At 47.2% G+C, this 20,661-nt stretch carries 14 protein-coding genes and 1 pseudogene; all 15 read left to right on the forward strand.

Going from position 1 to position 20,661, the window contains the following annotated elements:
• Window positions 1-40 precede the first annotated feature (40 nt).
• The 15 genes and pseudogenes from NV381_RS31030 (at window position 41) to NV381_RS31095 (ending at window position 20,592) form a co-directional block, all read left to right on the forward strand.
• The gene (locus NV381_RS31030; RefSeq protein ID WP_258217196.1) at window positions 41-2,203 is read left to right on the forward strand and encodes an EAL domain-containing protein; all 2,163 of its coding nucleotides are present in this window, start codon (window positions 41-43) and stop codon (window positions 2,201-2,203) included.
• A gap of 34 nt (window positions 2,204-2,237) precedes the next feature.
• Window positions 2,238-2,492 (forward strand): annotated as a pseudogene (locus NV381_RS38280) (protoglobin domain-containing protein); the annotation flags it as partial.
• A 57-nt stretch (window positions 2,493-2,549) separates the two neighbouring features.
• The gene (locus NV381_RS38285; protein ID WP_419182319.1) at window positions 2,550-3,260 is read left to right on the forward strand and encodes a methyl-accepting chemotaxis protein; all 711 of its coding nucleotides are present in this window, start codon (window positions 2,550-2,552) and stop codon (window positions 3,258-3,260) included.
• A gap of 171 nt (window positions 3,261-3,431) precedes the next feature.
• Window positions 3,432-3,683, forward strand: a complete 252-nt coding sequence (locus tag NV381_RS31040) for a DUF7667 family protein (protein ID WP_258217198.1) — start codon at window positions 3,432-3,434, stop codon at window positions 3,681-3,683.
• A 253-nt stretch (window positions 3,684-3,936) separates the two neighbouring features.
• Entirely contained in the window at window positions 3,937-5,880 is a 1,944-nt protein-coding gene (locus tag NV381_RS31045; RefSeq protein ID WP_258217199.1) for an ATP-dependent DNA helicase, read from the forward strand.
• A 391-nt stretch (window positions 5,881-6,271) separates the two neighbouring features.
• Complete coding sequence (locus NV381_RS31050; protein WP_258217200.1) at window positions 6,272-8,563, forward strand: helix-turn-helix domain-containing protein; 2,292 nt, start codon at window positions 6,272-6,274, stop codon at window positions 8,561-8,563.
• 642 nt (window positions 8,564-9,205) lie between these two features.
• The gene (locus NV381_RS31055) at window positions 9,206-10,384 is read left to right on the forward strand and encodes a M20 metallopeptidase family protein (protein WP_258217201.1); all 1,179 of its coding nucleotides are present in this window, start codon (window positions 9,206-9,208) and stop codon (window positions 10,382-10,384) included.
• A 10-nt stretch (window positions 10,385-10,394) separates the two neighbouring features.
• Window positions 10,395-11,975, forward strand: a complete 1,581-nt coding sequence (locus NV381_RS31060; protein WP_258217202.1) for an ABC transporter substrate-binding protein — start codon at window positions 10,395-10,397, stop codon at window positions 11,973-11,975.
• 60 nt (window positions 11,976-12,035) lie between these two features.
• Window positions 12,036-12,953 (forward strand): ABC transporter permease, encoded by a 918-nt coding sequence (locus NV381_RS31065; RefSeq protein ID WP_258217203.1) that lies wholly within the window; start codon window positions 12,036-12,038, stop codon window positions 12,951-12,953.
• A gap of 23 nt (window positions 12,954-12,976) precedes the next feature.
• On the forward strand, window positions 12,977-13,858 hold the full coding sequence (locus NV381_RS31070; protein WP_258217204.1) for an ABC transporter permease: 882 nt from the start codon (window positions 12,977-12,979) through the stop codon (window positions 13,856-13,858).
• Window positions 13,859-13,864: 6 nt separating this feature from the next.
• A complete protein-coding gene (locus NV381_RS31075; protein ID WP_258217205.1) occupies window positions 13,865-14,857 on the forward strand; it encodes an ABC transporter ATP-binding protein in 993 nt (330 codons plus the stop codon).
• Complete coding sequence (locus NV381_RS31080) at window positions 14,854-15,876, forward strand: ABC transporter ATP-binding protein (RefSeq protein WP_258217206.1); 1,023 nt, start codon at window positions 14,854-14,856, stop codon at window positions 15,874-15,876. The genes NV381_RS31075 and NV381_RS31080 overlap by 4 nt, the downstream gene beginning before the upstream one ends.
• On the forward strand, window positions 15,863-16,843 hold the full coding sequence (locus NV381_RS31085) for an N-formylglutamate amidohydrolase (protein WP_258217207.1): 981 nt from the start codon (window positions 15,863-15,865) through the stop codon (window positions 16,841-16,843). The genes NV381_RS31080 and NV381_RS31085 overlap by 14 nt, the downstream gene beginning before the upstream one ends.
• Entirely contained in the window at window positions 16,752-18,251 is a 1,500-nt protein-coding gene (ggt, locus tag NV381_RS31090) for a gamma-glutamyltransferase (RefSeq protein ID WP_258217208.1), read from the forward strand. The genes NV381_RS31085 and ggt overlap by 92 nt, the downstream gene beginning before the upstream one ends.
• A gap of 364 nt (window positions 18,252-18,615) precedes the next feature.
• On the forward strand, window positions 18,616-20,592 hold the full coding sequence (locus NV381_RS31095; protein ID WP_258217209.1) for a discoidin domain-containing protein: 1,977 nt from the start codon (window positions 18,616-18,618) through the stop codon (window positions 20,590-20,592).
• Window positions 20,593-20,661 lie beyond the last annotated feature (69 nt).

Below are 20,661 nucleotides of genomic sequence, written 5' to 3' on the forward strand. Positions count from 1 at the left end.
CAAAGGATGCAACGCACAGCAGCGAAAGAGGGGTTCTTTAATGAATCGACTTACCCAACATCTAGAGGCCCTTCGGGACAAACAAGCGCAGGACAAGCTCGTATTGCCATATGCCACCATATTTCATGATTCCCAGGAAGCCATAATGATTACGGATTGCTATTCAAAAATCGTGAGCGTAAATCCAGCCTTTATATCCATTACCGGCTACGATGAGTTGGAAGTAATCGGGCAAAAACCAAGTATGCTGAAATCGGATTGCCAGGACCCTGAATTCTACGTCAATATGTGGGCATCTATACATAAGGATGGGAAGTGGCAAGGGGAGATCTGGAATCGCAGAAAAAATGGGGAGATTTATCCGGAGTGGCTATCTATTAATTCCGTAAAGGACGAGCACGGGATTCTGGTCAACTATGTAGGCATGTTCTCCGACATTACCCATCGCAAGAACGCGATTTCGAAGCTTCGACTGCACGCGCAAGTGTTCAGCAACGCCAGCGAAGGAATTATGATTACGGATAAACAGCTCAAAATTTTATCGGTTAATCAAGCCTTCACGATGATGACTGGATATACGGAACAGGAGGCTGTCGGGCAAACACCGCGATTGCTTCACTCGGGTCTGCAGAATCAATATTTCTACATTAAGATGTGGGAAAGAATTCATACGAGAGGCTTCTGGGAAGGTGAAATTTGCAACAAAAGAAAGAATGGCGAGCTGTACCCCGAGTGGCTGTCCATTACAACCTTGAGGGATGAGAAGGGAAATATTACGAATTACATCGGCATGTTCACGGATATTACGGAGCGTAAACAATCTGAGGAGCACCTGAAATACTTGGCCCATTTTGACAAACTGACGGGGCTTCCTAATCGAACCTTGTTGAGCGAATTAGTTAATGAAGCAACCGTGAGGACCGTGAATACGACCCTAAAGCTGGCTGTTTTTTTTATTGATCTGGACCGGTTCAAGATGGTTAACGATTCCTTGGGACATAACATCGGAGATAAGCTGCTCCAACAGGTTGCCAAGCGTCTGAGCTCTGTCGTTAGAAAGGGCGATATTGTGTCCCGGTTGGGGGGCGATGAGTTTATTATTGTACTGCAGGATTTACAGGAGCAGGAAGAAGCGACGCTTGTCGCCAATGAGCTTATTTCCAGTATTAAAATGCCCTTCTGGATCGAGGACAATGAGCTTTATATTAATGCAAGCATTGGAATTTGCATATATCCGACACATGCCGGCGATTTTGAGACATTGCTCAAGTACGCTGATTTGGCCATGTATCAAGCCAAAATCCAAAAAGGAGGATACCAGTTTTTTAACGAAAACATCATCAGTACCTTTCTGCGCAAGCTTGATCTGGAGAACGAGCTGAGATGGGCGATTGCCAGAAACCAGCTGACCCTCTATTATCAGCCGCAAGTCGATGCACAAACCGGCCGACTGGAAGGTATGGAGGCTTTGCTCCGCTGGAATCATCCTTCTCTCGGCCCCGTTCCCCCCGGAGAATTTATTCCTATTGCCGAAGAGACCGGCATTATTATGGATATCGGAAAATGGGTGTTGAAGGAAGTTTGCACTCAGCTCAACAGCTGGCTTTCTGCATCGTTGGCCGTGCCGGCGATTGCCGTTAACTTATCAGCCAGGCAGTTTATGGCACCGGACTTAGCGTCCTCCATTCACGACATCGTTTGCCAGACCTGCTGTGACCCGCGGCATATCGTAATTGAGATAACGGAAAGCAGCAGTATGCACGACATTGAATCGGTATTGCCCATACTACACGAGCTTAAATCATTTGGTTTTCAAATCGCGATTGATGATTTCGGTAAAGGCCATTCGGCGCTTGGTTATATGAAACAGTTTCCTCTCGATATTCTGAAGATTGACAAGAGCTTTGTCCAAGAGCTGATCAGCGATTCGAAGAGTGCGGTTATTACAAAAGCTATTATCGATATGTCGCATGGCATGGGTCTTCGGGTCATTGCTGAGGGGGCTGAGACGCTGGAGCAAATGGATCATCTGCGAACAATGAACTGCGACATTGTGCAAGGCTATGTTATTGATCCGCCTATGCCGTCTGAACAGCTCGAAATGCGTTATTTAAAGGGAGAGTGGCCCACATGCCGAAATGGCTCGGAAAATCCATCCACCATAGACTCATTCCATCGAGTGGGATTCAACAAGTACAGTTGAAGGAGGTTTCAATTGAAGTTAGCGACTCCGCGGCACCTTGAAGCAGCATATCATTGAAGTATTCAGCGGCCAAATCAACAGCGAGTATATTCAGAAACGGCTGCGTATAGCCGAGGTCCATCAGCGCATCGGATTAGAGCCCAAATGGTATATCGGAAGTTTCCAGAACCTGCAAACTACCTTTTTGAATATCATTTACCGTTACGCTAAAGACAGCCAACAGGGCTTGATTTATGGACAGGCTGTTACCAAGCTGCTTAATTTCGAGCAGCAATTGGTCATTGAGGCATACGACAAGAAAAATATAGAGAAGAAAGAACAATACAACGAGCAAGTCCGTGAAGAAGTGAAAAATAAAATTGGCCTCGTGAGCCAAGAGCTCGCCGCTCTTACAGAACAGGCAAGCGCTTCAACCCAACAGCTTATGGCTAGCAGCAGCCATGTTAATGATTCGTTCCTTCATAGCACGAATATGGCTCAGAACTCACGAGTGCTTGCTCTTGCCGGGGCGGAGAAAATAGACGGGCTCGAACGCAGAATAGAATCTATTCACAAGCGTTCCTTGCGGATGGAATATTCCGTGGCGCAGCTTATTGATTCTTCCGAGCAAATTAAAACAATTGTGCGTATTGTGCAAAATATTTCCGGTCAGACCAAGCTGCTATCGCTTAATGCCGGGATTGAAGCTGCAAGAGCAGGCCAGCACGGGGCCGGTTTTGCAGTGGTAGCGGGAGAAGTGAAGAAGCTTTCCGAGAGTACCGTCAAGGCGGTAAAGCAAATTAGCGATTTCATACAGCAATCCAGCGATCGTACGCAGGAGGTCGTACAATCCATTGGAGAGGTCAAGCATCTGGTGGGTGTTGGACAGCAAGAATCGGGGCAAACCAGGGAGATGTTTAATCAAATTCTGCTTTCCCTTGATAGCAGCCTGGATGAGCTGAACAAGGTTGAATCGGAATTGGATGCTTTAGTTAAAGGGATTGGAGAGATAGGCTCGGCGACAATGAAGGTAGCGAGTTCTGCTGAAGACTTAAATACGGCTACTCAGAATTTTTAAGCTAAGATTGAATAAATGAAATGGACATATGCGGGGTCTCCTTAACAATGAGGGGGGCTTTTTATTATGCTAAGGTATTTTATTTATTTTTTTACAAAACGGCTTTGCGTCTAAACCGCTCCTTCATTGCCCATAATAGCTAATATAATCAGGTAGAAGTGGGGGAAATACATGCTATCGGTACATTGGAGGCTTGCTGAGCTATGGACGCTTGGGCGGCAGAGGGAATTAACGGAGGACGAACAATCGGAAGTATCAGCCTGTCTGCACTATAATGCTATATTTGCCCGGAAGCTGTCCAGTCTTTACAATTTATCAATGGCGGCATCGATATCTAATGATATTGAGTGGCAGCATGAGATCTGTAGGCAGATCGAGATATTAGAAAGTCAAGGGAATCTGCACCCGGATTTTCGCAAATAAAGAGCCTTGCAGCGGCTAAGTTTACTGCTGTTATTTCGACTGCTGCTACGCAGCGTTAAACCAAGCTCAGAACTCAAGCTTTTCGAAAGAAATGTAAACGCTTCAATATGACTGGGCACATAAAAATTCTTTTTGATGATTGTGTAAAAGCTTTGCTTTTACTGAGGGATCATGTGATAATAGTATGTTCACCCATGCACGCATTGCGGCGTATGGATGTATTGGAATTTGATCTCATGGAGGAAGAGTAATAGTGGAGAGGTACCCTTTTTCATATAATCATTCTCAGCCTTTTATTCAACAAGTAAGCGAATGGGTAGCGGATGTGTTCTACGATATACTGCCGGAAGCGGGCTTTGAGGTTCGCGACGAGCAGATTTATATGGCGTTTCAGCTAGAACGGGCTTTTGCCGAGAAGCAGACGATTTTTGCGGAAGCTGGGGTAGGCACAGGGAAGACGCTGGTTTATTTGCTGTATGCTATTTGTTATGCGCGGTACACTCGCAAGCCGGCAATTATCGCCTGTGCGGACGAGTCGCTGATCGAGCAGCTGGTCAAGCCGGAAGGGGACATTGCGAAGCTGGCGAAGCATCTTAGTCTGGCTATTGACGCAAGGTTAGGCAAATCTCCCGACCAATATGTTTGCCTTGTGAAGCTTGATGAAGCGCGTCTTGGGCACGAAGATGTAGAGCTGTACAAGGATTTATACGAGAGCCTGCCGGAGTTTGTTCACTCTTACGATGCGCTGCAATCTTTTCACGCGTATGGCGACCGCAAGCAGTACCCGCATATGAATGACGAGCAATGGTACAATGTCAGCTGGGATGTATTTCAGGATTGCTTCGTTTGCGATAAGCGGCACCGGTGTGGACAGACGCTTTCCCGAGATCACTACAGGAAATCCACTGAATTAATTATTTGCTCGCATGATTTTTATATGGAGCATGTGTGGACGTATGAGGGAAGGAAACGGGAAGGGCAATTGCCGCTGTTGCCGGATCACTGCACAGTCGTTTTTGACGAAGGGCATCTGCTGGAATCTGCTGCGCAGAAGGCACTGACCTACAAGCTGAAACATGTGGTATTTGAGGAATTGATTACGCGTCTACTTAAAGGTGAAGTAAGAGAAACGTTGGCCGTACTAATAGACGAAGCGATTGAGCAGAGCGAAACGATGTTCGACTTATTGGAGCGCCAGAGTAAAGCGATTCCCGGCTCCGACAGGAAACAGATTATTTTGAGCGAGCAGCTGCTTAAAGAAATACTTCAGTTTCAAAAGGTGCTTGCGGCCATAGAAGAAGAGCTTGTTTTCGAGAGCGAAATGTACACGTTGAATGAGTATCAGCTGCGCATTGTCGAGGAGCATCTGGAAATGATGCAGAAGGCACTGAATCTTTTTCATCAATCGGAAACTCTGATCTGCTGGGTGACGGAAAGCGTGACTGGGCTTAGCCTGGTTATTATGCCGAGAACCGTCAAAGAAGTGCTGAGTGAAAGAGTGTTCAATTCGGGTATTCCGATCATCTTTTCATCAGCTACTCTATCGGTTGAGGGATCGTTTGATTATGTAGTGGATAGCCTCGGAATTAAGAAGTATTTATCTTTCTCAGTCGATTCACCTTACGATTATGAGCATCATATGGAAGTGCTGGCACCCAAATGGTCTTATAGCGGTACATTTTCCGAGAAAATGAAGACGGCTTTGCGACTGCTGGAGCGTACCGAAGGAAGAGCCTTAATATTGTTTCCGACCAAGGATGAATTACAGCGGTTCAAGAAAGAGATTGCTCATTATCCGGAATGTGCTGCCTTTCGCTTCTTATTTGAGGGGGATCAAGAAATCAGCGGCTTGATATCCTCATTTCAACATGATGAAAAAAGCATTTTGTGCGCGGTTAGCCTGTGGGAGGGACTTGATGTGCCAGGTCCATCCTTATCGAACGTGATCATATGGGCTTTGCCTTATCCCCCTCAAGACCCTGTATTTATGGCGAAACGTCAAGCGGCTGCTTCGCCCTTTGAGGAAGTGGACCTTCCTTATATGCTGCTGAGGCTTAAGCAAGGGATGGGCCGGTTAATTCGTACGCGCGAGGACAGCGGAATTATAGCGATTCTCAGTGAAGAGCTGGAGCCGATTAGGCATCATATTGAGGGCGTGCTCCCAAAGGGAGTTCATTTGGTGGAGACGCTTGATTAGTTTGGAATAATAACGCAACCCCATTGTTTAAGGAGCTTAATCCTTCGACAATGGGGTTTTATGCATTTTATGGGAAGATGGACAAGGCGTCAACGTAAGGAATTGTACATAAAGCGCGAGAAGTACGCGGTCGGATAGTGATCCAAACAGACCGTAAAAAATTGTGCTGCCGTTAAAAACTAATAAAATAATGGCGGAAAGCTATAAAAAGGCTTGCTGCTGCTGAAAGATTCGATGATGTCCTTCAGTCATACAGACGGTAAATTATTGACAATTGTATCTCTTATTGGTTCGGGCTTATATTGTTTGGAGAACCGGAGGACAGAAGCTGCTGCATACAGAGGTTGGATTTAATGTTACAATATTTAATTAATGACGAGGAGGGGACATCATGAAGCTGTTTATCGGACAATATTTTATAAAAACAGTCATTGTATCCCTCGTTGCTGTTATGGCAGCGGCCTTGCTTATCTCCTTACTTAGCTACAAATTCGTAACTGACGCATTTGACGGCAACCATATTGAAGATCAGGTCAAGATTGCCGAGCTTTTGACCGCGCAGCTGGATGGGGAGCTGGAAACCATTGTTAAGAGCGCGTCCGGCATCCTAATGGATCAGGAGATCCTGCAAACCATTTATGCCAAAGATCTGGAGCAGCACAACAGTAAGGTTTCTCAAATTCAACAGAAATTGATCGCCTATTCCAAAAACATAAAGAACATTTATAGCGCCGATTTATATTTACCCGGCTCGAATATGCTTATCTCCAGCACTAATGGAATTATCACTTCGACATCTATCTCGGATGAAACCGTTCGTTTATATCAAACCGTTGAGGCACTGCGTAAGGCGTTATGGTTGTATACGAAACAGCAATCGAACGAAGATGTGATCTCATTTTTTCAGCCTCTGCCAGTGCAATCCAATTTTCCACAAGCCTATTTGGCTATCCATATTAGAGAGCGTGCGATCCAGGCCATCATTAAACCAACCCAGGCTGACATTCCTCATGAAGCTCTCGTAGTCAGTGAGTCAGGAAAAATCATTTCTTCTGAAAATAAAGCTATGCTGGGCCGGTTTTTGGAAACGGATAAACAAAGAATGCTCAAAGATATTCTGGATTCATCCGATCATACAGGATACATCATGGAGCGCTCGACGGATACGTTTACGGCATTCAGCAGGTCCTCATCAACAGAGTGGGTGACAGTGCTTCGTTTTCCCAACCGCTCCTTTTTCTCCTACAAGTCTGATATTTTCAGGTTTACAGCTTTCCTTGTGTTGTATGTGGTAATTGCCGCCATCGTGTTGCTGCCGCCCGGTTATTTTTATATGTATATGCCTGTTGTACGATTGATTCGAGGCATGGGACATACCTTCAAGCAAGGGGAGCCTCCCAATCGAGGCAGGTTTCCAGATGAATGGAATATATTGAAGGAAGGCCAACGGCAAACGGAGGTGGAGCTGATCCTGCTGCAGGAGCGAAATGGCAAACAGAGTATTTCCGTCAAAGAACTGGCGCTGTTTCGGCTGCTTCATGGCTCGTTTGCACAATCCGCTCCGGAATATTTAGCCTCTTTTATAAAAGAACAGTCTTTGAATGAACGCAATAAATATTGGACCTTGGTCGTGGAACCGGAATCGCAGGCGTCTGACTCAAACTTTACTCAGGATGAGCCATCGCTGCAATTTTTTGCCCTTACCAATCTGTGCGAGGAAATATTACGGCATAATCATATGGATGGCCATGTGCTGCCTTCACTCGATATGAAGCATATCATTGTACTATGCAGTGCGCCGCTTCATACTAAAGAACGCCAATTAACCGGTATGGGCTCACTAGTTGCGGAGTCCATCCAAAACGCGGTCAGCAATTATTTGAAATTAACCGTGTCGATCGGCATCGGGAATGCTTATTCCTTAAGAGAGGGCATCCATCATTCCTACTATGAATCCAGAGAATGCTTGCGGGAACGGCTAGTGTTAGGCTTGGGCAGCGTTATTACAGTGGGGGATATCAATCAAAAGTTCAGCTATCACTATCCCTACCAATTGGAGAGCTTATTGATTCGGGAGCTGAAGCAAAACAATCAGGAGGAGTGTCTCCAGTATTTCGATGAGATTTTTGCGCAGACACTGGATGCTCATGCAAATTCACATACGGTGATTAAGACGGCCTATACCCTTTACCTTTCCATCGTTCGTGTAGTAGACGAAGCTTCTGGCGGACAAGAGCTTTCCATTCAATGGGACTTGGCAGCACCGCCTTGCTGGATTACGATGGAAGAGCTTCTGGAGTGGTTCAAGTCCGCTTTATTACCGGAAGTATTCAGGACCATGGATCTGATGAATGATAATAAAGGAAGACAGACGATTGAAGCGATTAAGGAGCATTTGTACGAAACGGTCACGCAAATCCATTCTTTAACTTCCATTGCCGAACAGTTTGGTTTAAACCCCTCGTACTTGAGCCGATTATTCAAAAAGTTAAACGGGCAAAGCTTCGTACAATTTACGGCTAATCTGAAAATAGAAAAAGCGAAGCAGCTGCTGCTTAATACTAATTTATCCGTGTCTGAAATTGCTGAAGCAGTGGGATATACGGAAAGAACCTTTGGGCGTGTTTTCAAAAATGTAACGAGTACAACCCCCGCCAATTATCGTGTGCAGCAGAAGAAATAATTTTGGCTCGCTGTTGTGAGCCTTGAGGGAATTGGACGGAACGGAAAGTTCCGTTATTCCATCTGTCGTATTGAAATTAAGGCCATAGCGGAAGGCGGATTTCCGTTATTTGGGACGAATATGAGCATTCATGTGCAAAACAGAGAGATACAGGAACCAGCTGTTCCGTTATTTCTCTGTTTTTTGTGCTTTCTGGGGGATAGGGGAAAAGGACTTCCGTTATTCTTCTCGCTTCCTTAGATGCGGCATGCTATTACGGTTACGGTACGCCACACTGTAGATCACACTGTCCGGAAGGCAGAGGTTTCCAGAGAGTTCTAGCAAGTATAAATTTGTATGTTTATGGAAGATAATCTAACGTAAAAAAGAGGTTAACCTGTACATTAAAGCTCGGTAAGCTTAAATCTGAAAAAGCTGAGTTCATAAGGAGTCTTTTACCGACCGTCATATTTTTTCAACATGATTTTATCGGTGAAAAAAGTGGCGGACATAATGGTTGCAGCCTAAGTAACGGCGTGTTTTCATCCCAGATGGGATGCCGGCCAAACGAGGGTAAATTATTGTCAGTTGCCGCGGGAAATCTGACATTCTAAGATGAATTCATCAACGCTGACACAATAAACAGGCAGGGGGGGCGAAAGCTTGAGAGGCATTTTAGCAAATGCGCAGCAGTTGGCAGAGCAACTGACCGATTGGCGAAGGGATCTTCATCAGCATCCCGAGCTTGGTTTTGAGGAACAACGGACCTCTGAATTCGTTAAGAAGAAGCTGGGTGAAATGGGCATAAGCGAGCTGAAAACCATTGCACAAACAGGTGTGGTTGCAGTGATGCACGGAGAGCAGGACGGTCCTACGATTATGCTGAGAGCAGACATGGATGCACTTCCGATCCAGGATGAGAAAGAGGTTAGTTATGCATCATCGATACCAGGCAAAGCACATCTGTGCGGTCATGATGCTCATACAACTATCCTGCTGGGAGCAGCTGCACTGCTTAAGAAAAACGGAATTCCCCGCGGCCGTGTAAAGCTCATATTCCAGCCGGCGGAGGAAGGGCTTGCAGGAGCTAAAGCTATGATAGCAGACGGCGTGCTGGAGCATCCCAAGGTGGATGCGGTTATAGGCTTGCACGTGTATCCTAGCTTGTCTGTGGGTACTATAGGCGTGTGTCCAGGGTCTTGTACCGCGTTCTCAGACCGGTTCGATTTAGTGATCCACGGCAGAGGCGGCCATGCGGCGCATCCCCATCAAGCAGTGGATGCTGTGACGGTTACGGCTCAGGTTCTTACTGCTTTACAGCAGATAGCGAGCCGAATGACCGACCCGCTATCGCCCGTTGTGGTAACGGTCGGTAAGATTGCCGGAGGATATACGCGCAATGTGATCGCTCCCTCCGTAACGCTGGAGGGAACGGTCCGAACCTTGGACCGGGAGACGCAGGCAGCCGTTCCAGTGTTATTGGAGCAAATTGTAAATGGCATTTGCCAAAGCTTTGGCGCCAGCTACAAGCTGAACTACTGGAATGGCTATCCATCCGTAGTAAACGATCCGTCCCTCATTCCTTTGTTGGAAGAGACAGCCAAGGATGTTCTTGGACAGACAACCTTGAAGCTGAAGCCTTCTATGGGCGGGGAGGATTTCTCCTACTACGCTGAACAGGTGCCTGGGCTATTTTTTCGGCTGGGGGTCCGTAATGAGGAAAAAGGCTTCATTCATCCACTGCATCATCCGTTATTTGATTTGGATGAGGATTCGCTCCCAGTGGGATCGGCTATGCTTGCACAACTCGCTTTGAAATATTTGGATCATCATTCTAATTAGGGGGCAAAGCATGTTAAACAAGAAAAACAAAATATGGCTGCATCGTTTGTTAATCCTATGCTGTGTAATCTTCGTATTGGTCGGCTGTTCCAAGCCTTCGGGCTCTACTGATAGTAAAACGGCCAATCCCGACAAGGGCAGTGACAAAAGCAGTAAAATATTGACGATCGGCATGCCGACAGATGTCGTTTCCTTTGATATCCATAATCACAACACCATTTTGACCGAAGCCGTTCATATCAATATGTTCAGCTACTTGTTCAAGCGCAATTCCGATTTGGAAATCAAGCCTGATTTGGTGGAAAGCTATAAGGTTATTGATGATACTACGTGGGAATTTAAGCTTAGAAAAGGAGTCACTTTTCATAACGGAGACCCGTTTACGTCCGCTGACGTGAAATATACGCTGGAGCGGGTAGCCAAAGATAAGGGGCTTAAGGAAAATCCGAACTATAAACAGATTAAAGAGGTCAAAATCATCGATGAGACGAACTTTCAAATTTTGACGGACGGCCCGCAGCCAGCACTGCTCAACCGTTTATCGCGGATCGGCTCCGGTATGCTCCCAAAAACGTACATCGAGAAAAACGGCTTCGAATATTTCCTTTCTAATCCAATCGGTACAGGACCGTTTAAGTTTGTGGAATGGATACGCGACGACCGTGTTGTACTTGATGCATATGATAAATATTTTGAAGGCCGTGTGAAAGACTGGGATCGGGTCGTATTCCGCAAAATTCCTGAGGACTCGAGCCGTGTGAACGAGCTGCTGGCAGGTGGAGTGGATATCGTTGCCAATCTTCCATCCAATTTGGTTAGTGTCGTAAACGCCAATGATAAAACAACGATGATCAAAGCAACCTCGAACCGTGTAGGACTGCTCGCTGTCCGTTCTGCCAAAGGGATGCCGACGGAGAACCCTAAGGTACGCGAAGCTATCGATTTAGCTATTAACAAGAAGGCGCTCACCGAGACCGTTTTGGGAGGATATGCCACACCGACTCGCACGCGTGTTACTCCAGGTAATTTTGGAGCAGAGCCGTCCTTATTCAATACTTCGCTTTATGATCCTGACAAGGCTAAGCAGCTGCTGAAGGAAGCCGGATATGCAAACGGACTGACCCTTACGTTATCTTCGCCTACTGGAGTGTATACCAAGGATAAGGAAGTTTCCGAAATGATCCAGGCGATGCTCGGGGAAGTCGGGATTAAAGTGAACTTGGAGCTTATGGAGAGATCGAAATTTACGGAAATGCGTAATGCCGGTAAAAACAAGGAGCTGTTCCTTGCTTCCTATGGCAATTCACTCTTCGATGCGGATACGGCGCTGGATGTATACCGTACGGAAAAGGCGAAGACAGAATTGACTTACAGCAATCAAGAAGTCGATGACCTGCTAAAAGCTGCTCTTATCAATATGAACCCTAAAGACCGGACGGCTCAATACCAACGGATTCAAAAAATTGTGGCTGAAGAAAGACCGCATATATATTTGTACTCGGAGCAGGGGCTGTATGGAGCCAAGAAAACAATCAACTTCAAGCCTAGAACCGATGAAATGATTTACGTTCCTGATATTACCAAAAAGTAAGAACCAGTCACAAGGGCCGGGGCTATCCTTCCCGGCTCTTTTAATTACGGGGGAGGTATTATGAAAGGTTACATCGCCAAAAGACTTCTGCAAATCATACCCGTTCTGTTCATAATCACCTTTATTGTTTATTCTCTGCTGTATTTAACAGGGGACCCGGTGCTGCTAATGCTGCCTGAAACGGCGACGGAAGAAGACCGGCAAGCCCTTCGGGAAGCGCTTCATTTGGACCGCCCATTCTACATCCAGTACGCGACTTTTCTTTGGGGTGTGCTTCACGGTAATTTTGGCAAGTCCTACTATTATGGTCAAGAGGCTTTGCCCTTCGTGCTGGAGAGGCTGCCGGCTACCTTTGAGCTTGCGACGGCTTCCATGGGGATCGCCATATTGATCGCAGTTCCGTTTGGAATTTGGTCCGCTACCCACAAAAACAAATGGTTGGACGTGATCATCAGCGGTTTTGCCGTATTGGGAAAAGCGATGCCTAATTTCTGGTTCGGGATTATGCTGATTCTGCTTTTTTCCGTGGAGCTTCATATGCTGCCGGTTTCAGGAAGAGGATCTTTCGAGCATCTCGTGCTTCCAGCGGTCACGTTAGGCTTTGGAGTCGCTGCGCAGATTACACGCTTGATTCGGTCGGCCATGCTCGAAATATTACAGCAGGAATATATTCGTACGGCAAGAAGCAAAGGCCTGATCGAAATGCTAGTCATATACAGGCACGCTTTTCGCAATGCGTTAATTCCGGTGGTGACCATCATCGCTATGCAGGCCTCATCGCTTATAGGCGGTGCCTTGATTACGGAAACCGTATTTTCCTGGCCTGGTCTCGGTCAATTGCTGGTGCAGGCGGTAAGCCGCAAAGATATGGCTATCGTTGAAGCGGCGGTGTTTATTATTACGTTGGTCGTCATTATTTCCAATTTGCTAGCGGATATCGTTTATAAATGGTTGGATCCGAGAATCAAGTACCAATAAAAACGAAGGAAAGAGCGATTCATATGAAAACAAATGGCTTTAAACGCGGGATGTCGCTTTTACTTCGCAGTAAAACGGGGACCCTTGGTTTGATGATCGTCAGTCTTTTGGTTTTGATTGCTGTTTTTGCCCCTTGGCTTGCTCCATACGATCCGGCGAAAATCAACCCTTCGGCTATATTAAAACCGCCGGCGTGGCTTAGTGGAGGAATGAGTCAACATATATTAGGAACAGATAACTTGGGAAGAGATATGCTAAGCCGCGTCATGTATGGCTCACGGGTTTCTTTGTTGGTTGGAATTAGTGCGGTTGTGGTTGCGGGAGCTATCGGTCTCGTTTTGGGCTTGATTTCCGGTTTTTATGGGGGATTTATCGATAATCTTATTATGAGAGTGGTCGATTCGTTTCTCGCGATTCCGCATATCTTATTTACTTTAGTTGTTCTGGGTGTATTGGGGCCTAGTATGACTACGCTCATTGTCGTGTTAGGGGTGACGAATTGGGTTTCTTATGCCCGTGTAACGCGTGGCGAGGTGCTTAGTATCAAAGAGCGTGAATTCGTCAAAGCGGCCCATTCTATTGGAGTGCGCGACCGTATGATAATGATCCGGCATCTGCTGCCCAACGTTTTTTCTTCATTTATCGTTATTGCTACGCTGAATGTGGCAGGCACCATTATTGCCGAAGCGTCTCTAAGCTTTCTGGGGCTTGGTATTCAACCGCCGGCTGTTTCATGGGGAGGAATGCTCAGCTCGGGGCGTACGTATTTGTCTACCAGCTGGTGGGTAGCGACATTCCCGGGGGTAGCTATTACCATGACGGTGTTAGGTATTATTATGCTTGGGGATTGGCTTAGGGATCTTCTGGATCCACGTTCTCAGGGCCAGAAATACGCAAAGGAGTGAAGAACCATGGATCAAAATACGCTGCTGAAAGTGGAAGATTTGAAGACCTGCTTCTTCACGGATAGTGGGATTGTGGCGTCTGTGGACGGAGTGTCCTTTTCTGTCAATAGAGGAGAAACAGTGGCTATCGTAGGTGAATCCGGATGCGGGAAAAGTGTGACCTCGTTATCTATCATGGGGCTTCTTGGTTCTTCCGGTAAAATAGTTAACGGCAGCATCCGGTTCGAAGGAAACGATTTATTGAAGCTGTCCAAAAAGGAAATGAGGACGATTCGTGGCAACAATATCGCCATGATATTTCAGGAGCCGCTAACCTCGCTAAACCCTGTGTTTACAGTTGGCTACCAGATCAGAGAAACGATTCTCATTCATGAAAAAATAAGTAAAGACGCCGCCAAGCAGCGCGTGATAGAGCTGCTCAAGCAGGTCGGAATTCCGCATTCGGAGCGGATCTATCATTCCTTCCCTCACTCCTTGAGCGGAGGCATGAGACAGCGGGTTATGATTGCGATGGCGATCGCGTGCCGGCCTAAGCTTATTATTGCGGACGAACCGACAACAGCACTCGATGTAACCATACAAGCACAAATTTTAGAAATATTGAAATCTTTAAAAGAGCTCAACGATACAACGATTCTTCTCATTACGCATGACCTTGGGGTCGTAGCGGAGGTTGCCGACCGTGTCATGGTCATGTATGCAGGTCAATTGGTGGAGCAATCTGATGTATTCAGCTTATTTTCCGCCCCCAAGCATCCTTATACGCTCGGACTCCTTAATAGCACGCCTAAGATTCACAGGCTGTCCGAGCAGTTGGAAAGCATCGAGGGCTCTGTTCCGAACCCGTTGCAAATGCCTGTGGGCTGCCGGTTTCATCCGCGCTGTCCCAGCGCAATGGACCTATGCCGCCAATCCCCACCCCCGGCTATCAGCATGTCGGAACGTGAGGAAGTTAAATGCTGGCTTTACGCAGAGACGAAGGAGGCAGCAGGCGGATGACGGCTACCTATGGAGAAGATAACCTATTGCTGGAATTAAAGGGCGTTAAAAAATACTTCGACATCGGCAGTGAGGGGTGGTTTGCTCCCAAGCAGCAGCTTAAAGCGGTGGATGGGGTTGACCTGCGTATTTATGCGGGTGAAACTTTAGGCATTGTAGGGGAATCTGGGTGCGGGAAGTCCACGTTGGGCAATTTGATTTTGCGGCTGCTTGAGCCTACCGAGGGTAGTGTTATGTTTGAGGGAGTCGATCTGAATACGCTGAAGGGAGAGCAGCTAAGGCGCAAGCGGGCACAGTTTCAGATGGTTTTCCAGGACCCCTACTCGTCGCTTAACCCCCGCATGCAGGTGTTCGATCTAATTGCAGAGCCGCTAAGAACTCATGGAGCCGTTAGGCGGAAGGAATTAAGCAAACAAGTCCATGAGCTATTGGAGGCTGTCGGTCTTGATCCTTCTTATGCAAACCGGTATCCTCATGAATTCAGCGGAGGCCAGCGGCAGCGGATTGGCATTGCCAGGGCACTGGCTCTAAAGCCGAAGCTGATCGTATGCGATGAACCCGTTTCCGCTTTGGATGTCTCGATTCAAGCGCAAATCCTTAATCTGCTGGCCAAATTGAAGAAAGATTTCCGGTTGACCTATGTGTTTATCGCTCATGGTATCCCGGCGGTGAAGCACATTAGTGACCATATTGCGGTTATGTACTTAGGCAAAGTAGTTGAAATAGCACCTACGGCACAATTAATGGGGCATACCGCACATCCGTATACAGAAAGCCTGCTCGCGGCCGTTCCGATTCCGGACCCCACCTTAAGAGGCGCTAAAAAAGCCGGTTTGCTGGAAGGGGATTTACCGAGTGCAATTAATCCTCCTTCCGGCTGCCGCTTTCATCCAAGATGCCCTTATGCCACGGAAAAATGCCGAAACGAACAGCCCGAGCTCGCTCGAATATCGGAAGGCCATTATGCTGCATGCCACTATCCGCTGGAACAAGGAGGGCTGGCGAATGTCCTTGCATGAGCAGGAGTATAAAGAGTGCGAGTCCGAGATACGAGAGAAGGAGCAGCCGGAGACCCATGAGCATAAGCCGGAGCTTGGGGCACGGGTTCAGGATCATGAAGATGCGCAGGGGATTGATAATCAGACGCGTGAACATGAGCATGAGCTTGAATCTCAGACGCAGGAGCATGTACCTGATCAGACGATTGAGCCTCAAGAGCATGAACTAGAACATGCGCAGCTGCTGCAATGGGCCGAAGCTTTGGAAGCTCCTTTTGCGTTGAATGATTATAACGGCAGCGTCATGGGCGATATTGTTTTTGCCTATCAATCGGGCAGCTGTCCCATCTTGATCTCATGCCCGCATACCGTCAATCATCGGCGCGGCGATTGGGTAAAGGAAATGGATGAGTATACAGGTGCATTGGGCCTCATTCTAAAGAGCTTAACCGATTGCCATTTGATGTTTACAACAAAGCTCTATGATGAAGATCCTAACTTCGTAGAAGGCGGCGTCTACAAATCTGAATTGGTGAGGCTGTCCAAGAAGCATGGAATCCGGTTTGTGATCGATTTGCACGGCGCATCTTCAACAAGAGAGTTTGACATCGATCTTGGTAGCCGGTACGGGAAAACGTTGCGGGAGCCTGCTGCGAATATCATAACGGAACAGCTGCGCAAGCATGGGCTGAGCGATGTTAGATCGAATGATACATTTGCCGCAACAAGTCCAGGCACAGTTACCGCACACACTGCTCGGCACTTGAAAATTCAAGCTGTTCAAATTGAAATCAACGGGAAATACCGCAGTCCGCGTACCGATATTGAATCGTTTTTTAGGATTGTAAAAGGATTGACCCAAGCTATCGAATGCATAAAGGAGGATGTGAGACAAAATGAACGCCAAAAACAAAGGATCATACGGAGTGAGCGCTGCGCATCCGCTGGCCACAGACGCAGGAATATCCATTTTAGAGCAAGGTGGTAATGCCATAGATGCGGCTGTCGCCGTTTCATTCGCGTTAGGTGTCGTGGAGCCCTACGGTTCAGGCATCGGGGGTGGAGGAGCTACATTGCTTCAGCATGAATCGATGGGGACCCCTCGTTTCTTTGATTATAGAGAGGTATTGCCGGCTTCAGGCATTGTATCTCCTAAGGAAATCGGCGTCTCAGGCTTTGTGAAGGGCATGGAGGAGATGCACCGCAAGCTGGGATCCTTGCCGTGGAATGTACTGCTGCAGCCAGCCATCCAGCTAGCGGAAAAAGGGTTCATCATAAGCGAGATTATGGAGCATCAATTAACAACGGTTGCGTACTTGAACCGTTCCGCTTTGCCGCATTTTTTCCCTGAAGGAGAACCCTTGAAGGCGGGCTCGCTCCTAATTCAGCTGGAATTGGCGGATACCTTACAGCATATAGCAGCTCAAGGCTCCCGGTATTTCTATGAGGGAGCTGTGGCTGAAGAGATCGTCCGTCTTGTCGAAGGGATGTCTCTAACCGATCTTCAGGAATATAAAGTGTTGGAGAGAACGCCCGTATACGGACAGTTTGCGGGACATGATATTATTGGTTCTCCGGCACCGTTAGCCGGTATCACCATTATTCAGGCATTGCAAATGGCGGAATATTTGAAGGTCAGCCAATATAAGGAGCGAAGCGCTGAGTTTGTTCACCTAATAGCCGATATTATTAAAGCCTGCTTTGATGACCGGAAACTTATTATGGGCGATCCGGGCTTTGTCCCCATACACTCAGAAGAAATGACCTCGCCGACGTATTCCATTAACCTTGCCCGCAAGCTGAATCCTTACCGGTTGTCAGATGCTCCGGTAGAGGTGCCTAAAGATTACAACAGCACCACTCATTTTGTTGTTGTAGACAAGCAGGGAATGATTGCGTCCGTAACCAACACGGTCAGTGATTTTTTTGGCTCCGGTGTATATTTGCGCGGTTTTTTTCTGAATAACCAGATGCGGAATTTTGCTTCCGATCCGACTTCGCCCAATAAAGCGGAACCGGGGAAGAGACCTCATAGCTATGTTTCGCCAACTCTTATTTTCAAACAAGGCAAGCCCTTCTTTACCCTTGGCTCCTCAGGAGGCAACAGGGTTCCGACAATACTTACCCGGCTGCTCGTTCGTTTCCTGCAAAATAAGATGAGTCTGGAGGAAGCAGTCCGATTACCCCGTTTTTATTCGGATGAGAGGCTCATTTATTTGGAGGAAGATCTGGAAGAAACGGAAAGGAATAAGCTTTTGCAAATGGGTTACCGGTTGCAGCATCATCCGGTTCCGATACGGTTTGGCGGGATTCATGGTATGGTGCTTGGAGAGCAGGGGGCTATGTACGGAATAGCGGATCCACGGAGAAAAGGCAAGTGCACGATTAACCAATGAAATGCTTGTAGGCCGCTGCACAAAATTACGGTTTAAGAACACGGGGCGCAGGTGAATAGCTGCCATCGAGCCCGATTATGAATAAGGAAGTCAAAAAATGACGGTTACTGAACCGTCATTTTTTGTTGTACCCAATAGTACACTAGTCAATTTTAGTAAACAGTCCGGACAATCGGCTTAAACGGACAGACAGGGTGGGTCGTTTTTGACAGTTTTTGTTTGGAGGTAAATTATTGTCGATTGAAAACTATTTCCTTTATTTTACTATGGAATAGCAGGGTGTGAAGTTCCAAGGCTCTAGCAAAATGTGGCTTATGCTTTCGCGGCGTTTTTTGCTGCCAAAAAAATCTTAGGAGGCGATGTAATGAACAAGAAATGGGCTGCAAAGATTATGGCTCTATCGGTGGCGTTAGCTGTACTGCTGCCGGCTGAAGCAGGTGTGTGGGCATCCAGTATGGCGGTCAGCACCGGCAATTCCTCGATCGACGGACGACCGGTCGCTTTTAAGAACCGCGACCATTGGTCCTCGCCGGATGGATGGCAGGTGTATCCGTATTATTTTACGGCCGATAGCAGCTCTTTTGGCAGCGGTGATCGTTACACTGCACGCTTCAGTTACATGGGAGTGACGGCTAACGGCGATTCCGGCAAGGATTCAGTCACGAATACAACGATCCCATGGGCTGGCTCCAATGACAAAGGACTTGGCTTAGTCCAGGTGGCAGGGCATACGTTGTCTTCTGAATTTGCAACGGATCATGGATATTCGGTTTCACAGGATTTGACGAATGGCATGTCAGGCGGGTATTTGAATCATGTTATTTTGTCCCGTGCCGAAACGGTGGACGAGGTTGAGCAGATTTTGAGGGATACCAACAACGGGGGAGGGTTCCATAGCAGCTTCGCACGTAATACATCAGCTATGATTAGTGTATTTGACCGTAACGGCAATGCGGCCGTGTTCGAATTTGACGGCGATAGCTTTACCCGTGATAACATAACACAGGAGTACCAACAGGATGCTAACGGCTATTACACCGCTGCACATAATGATGATAAAGATACAGCAAACCCGGCTGACGGCGCCTATAGCGGCTATGATTGGCGCAATAATTTCAGCAAGGTCAATTGGTCAAAGCCAAACGGATTCCCTTATTTCTACGATCAGCAGACGACAACTATTCTTACGGAAACCGACCCTTACTCTCAAGAGGAGGATTCTAACGTCGTCAACACTGTGTATACACCGGATGGTATCCATGACTGGGAGTTCTCAACCAGCGCGGTGAAGCGCCATACCCGGACAGGCATCCGTCTGGATGATCCATATAAGAAGGATTATCGTTATTTTATTCATAAAAATGTCGGCTCCAACGCGCTCGGGACGGACAATTACCTGGAAACGCTGAGTAAAAATATCGGTGAGCTTCCAGGCAGTCAGAAACCGACCGGATGGCATATTAACCGTTTCGTTTCAACCTTTGGTACAGTGCTCGTCGGTAATAAAATTGGCGATCCTTATGGCGGCAAGCTCACCACCATGTGGGTGAACCTAGGCGAACCAACGGTAGGCATATTCATTCCATTGTTCCCGTATACGGGTACAGTTCCTGCTGAATTGAATGATATGTACCTCGCGATCAACGCCAAACGCCACCTCGTGTATAATTACACGGATGACAACGCTGTGGGCTACAGTGGGGGGCGCAACGCAGACCACACTATCGATACAGTTGCTTTAGTTGGTTCCACGAGCAATTACTACGCCGAAGGCGGCATTCAGAACTACACATTCGATATCGAGAACTGGGCATTTGATGAATACGATAAATTCATGACCGATCTTAGAAGCGGAACGCGCACGGATGCTCAACTGAAATCGGACATGATCGCCTGGCAGCAGAACATGGCCACGAAGATGAAGACGCATTATATCGCCGGGACAAGCCCGAATGTAGCATTGAAAAAAGCAGTTACTGTCGATTCCACGTACAGTACCTATGCCGCTGCAAAAGCGGTGGATGGAGTCGTGGCGGATGAGTCCCGCTGGATCAGCGCCAATACAGCGGGACCGCATTGGCTTGAGATCAATCTCGGTCAAAGCTACACGCTCAAGAATGCAGAAATTACAACCGGCAAAGGCACGAACGAAGCTGTTTCGAATTTTAAGCTGCAATCATGGAACGGCACGGCTTGGGTCGATATCCCCGGCACTTCCGTCACAGGCAATACGAGCACTAAGGTCGTGCAAACCTTTACTCCGGTTGCGACAAGCAAAATCCGCTTCTATTCAACGGATAACGGCTACGTGAAAGTGAAGGATATTCGTTTGTTTGAATAGTTAGGAATGAACAAAAAAATCCCGGCAACCGCTTATACTGGTTGCGGGATTTTTTTGTTAATTATCAGA

It is taken from the genome of Paenibacillus radicis (ex Xue et al. 2023), from assembly GCF_024722015.1.
Taxonomy (GTDB): domain Bacteria; phylum Bacillota; class Bacilli; order Paenibacillales; family NBRC-103111; genus Paenibacillus_S.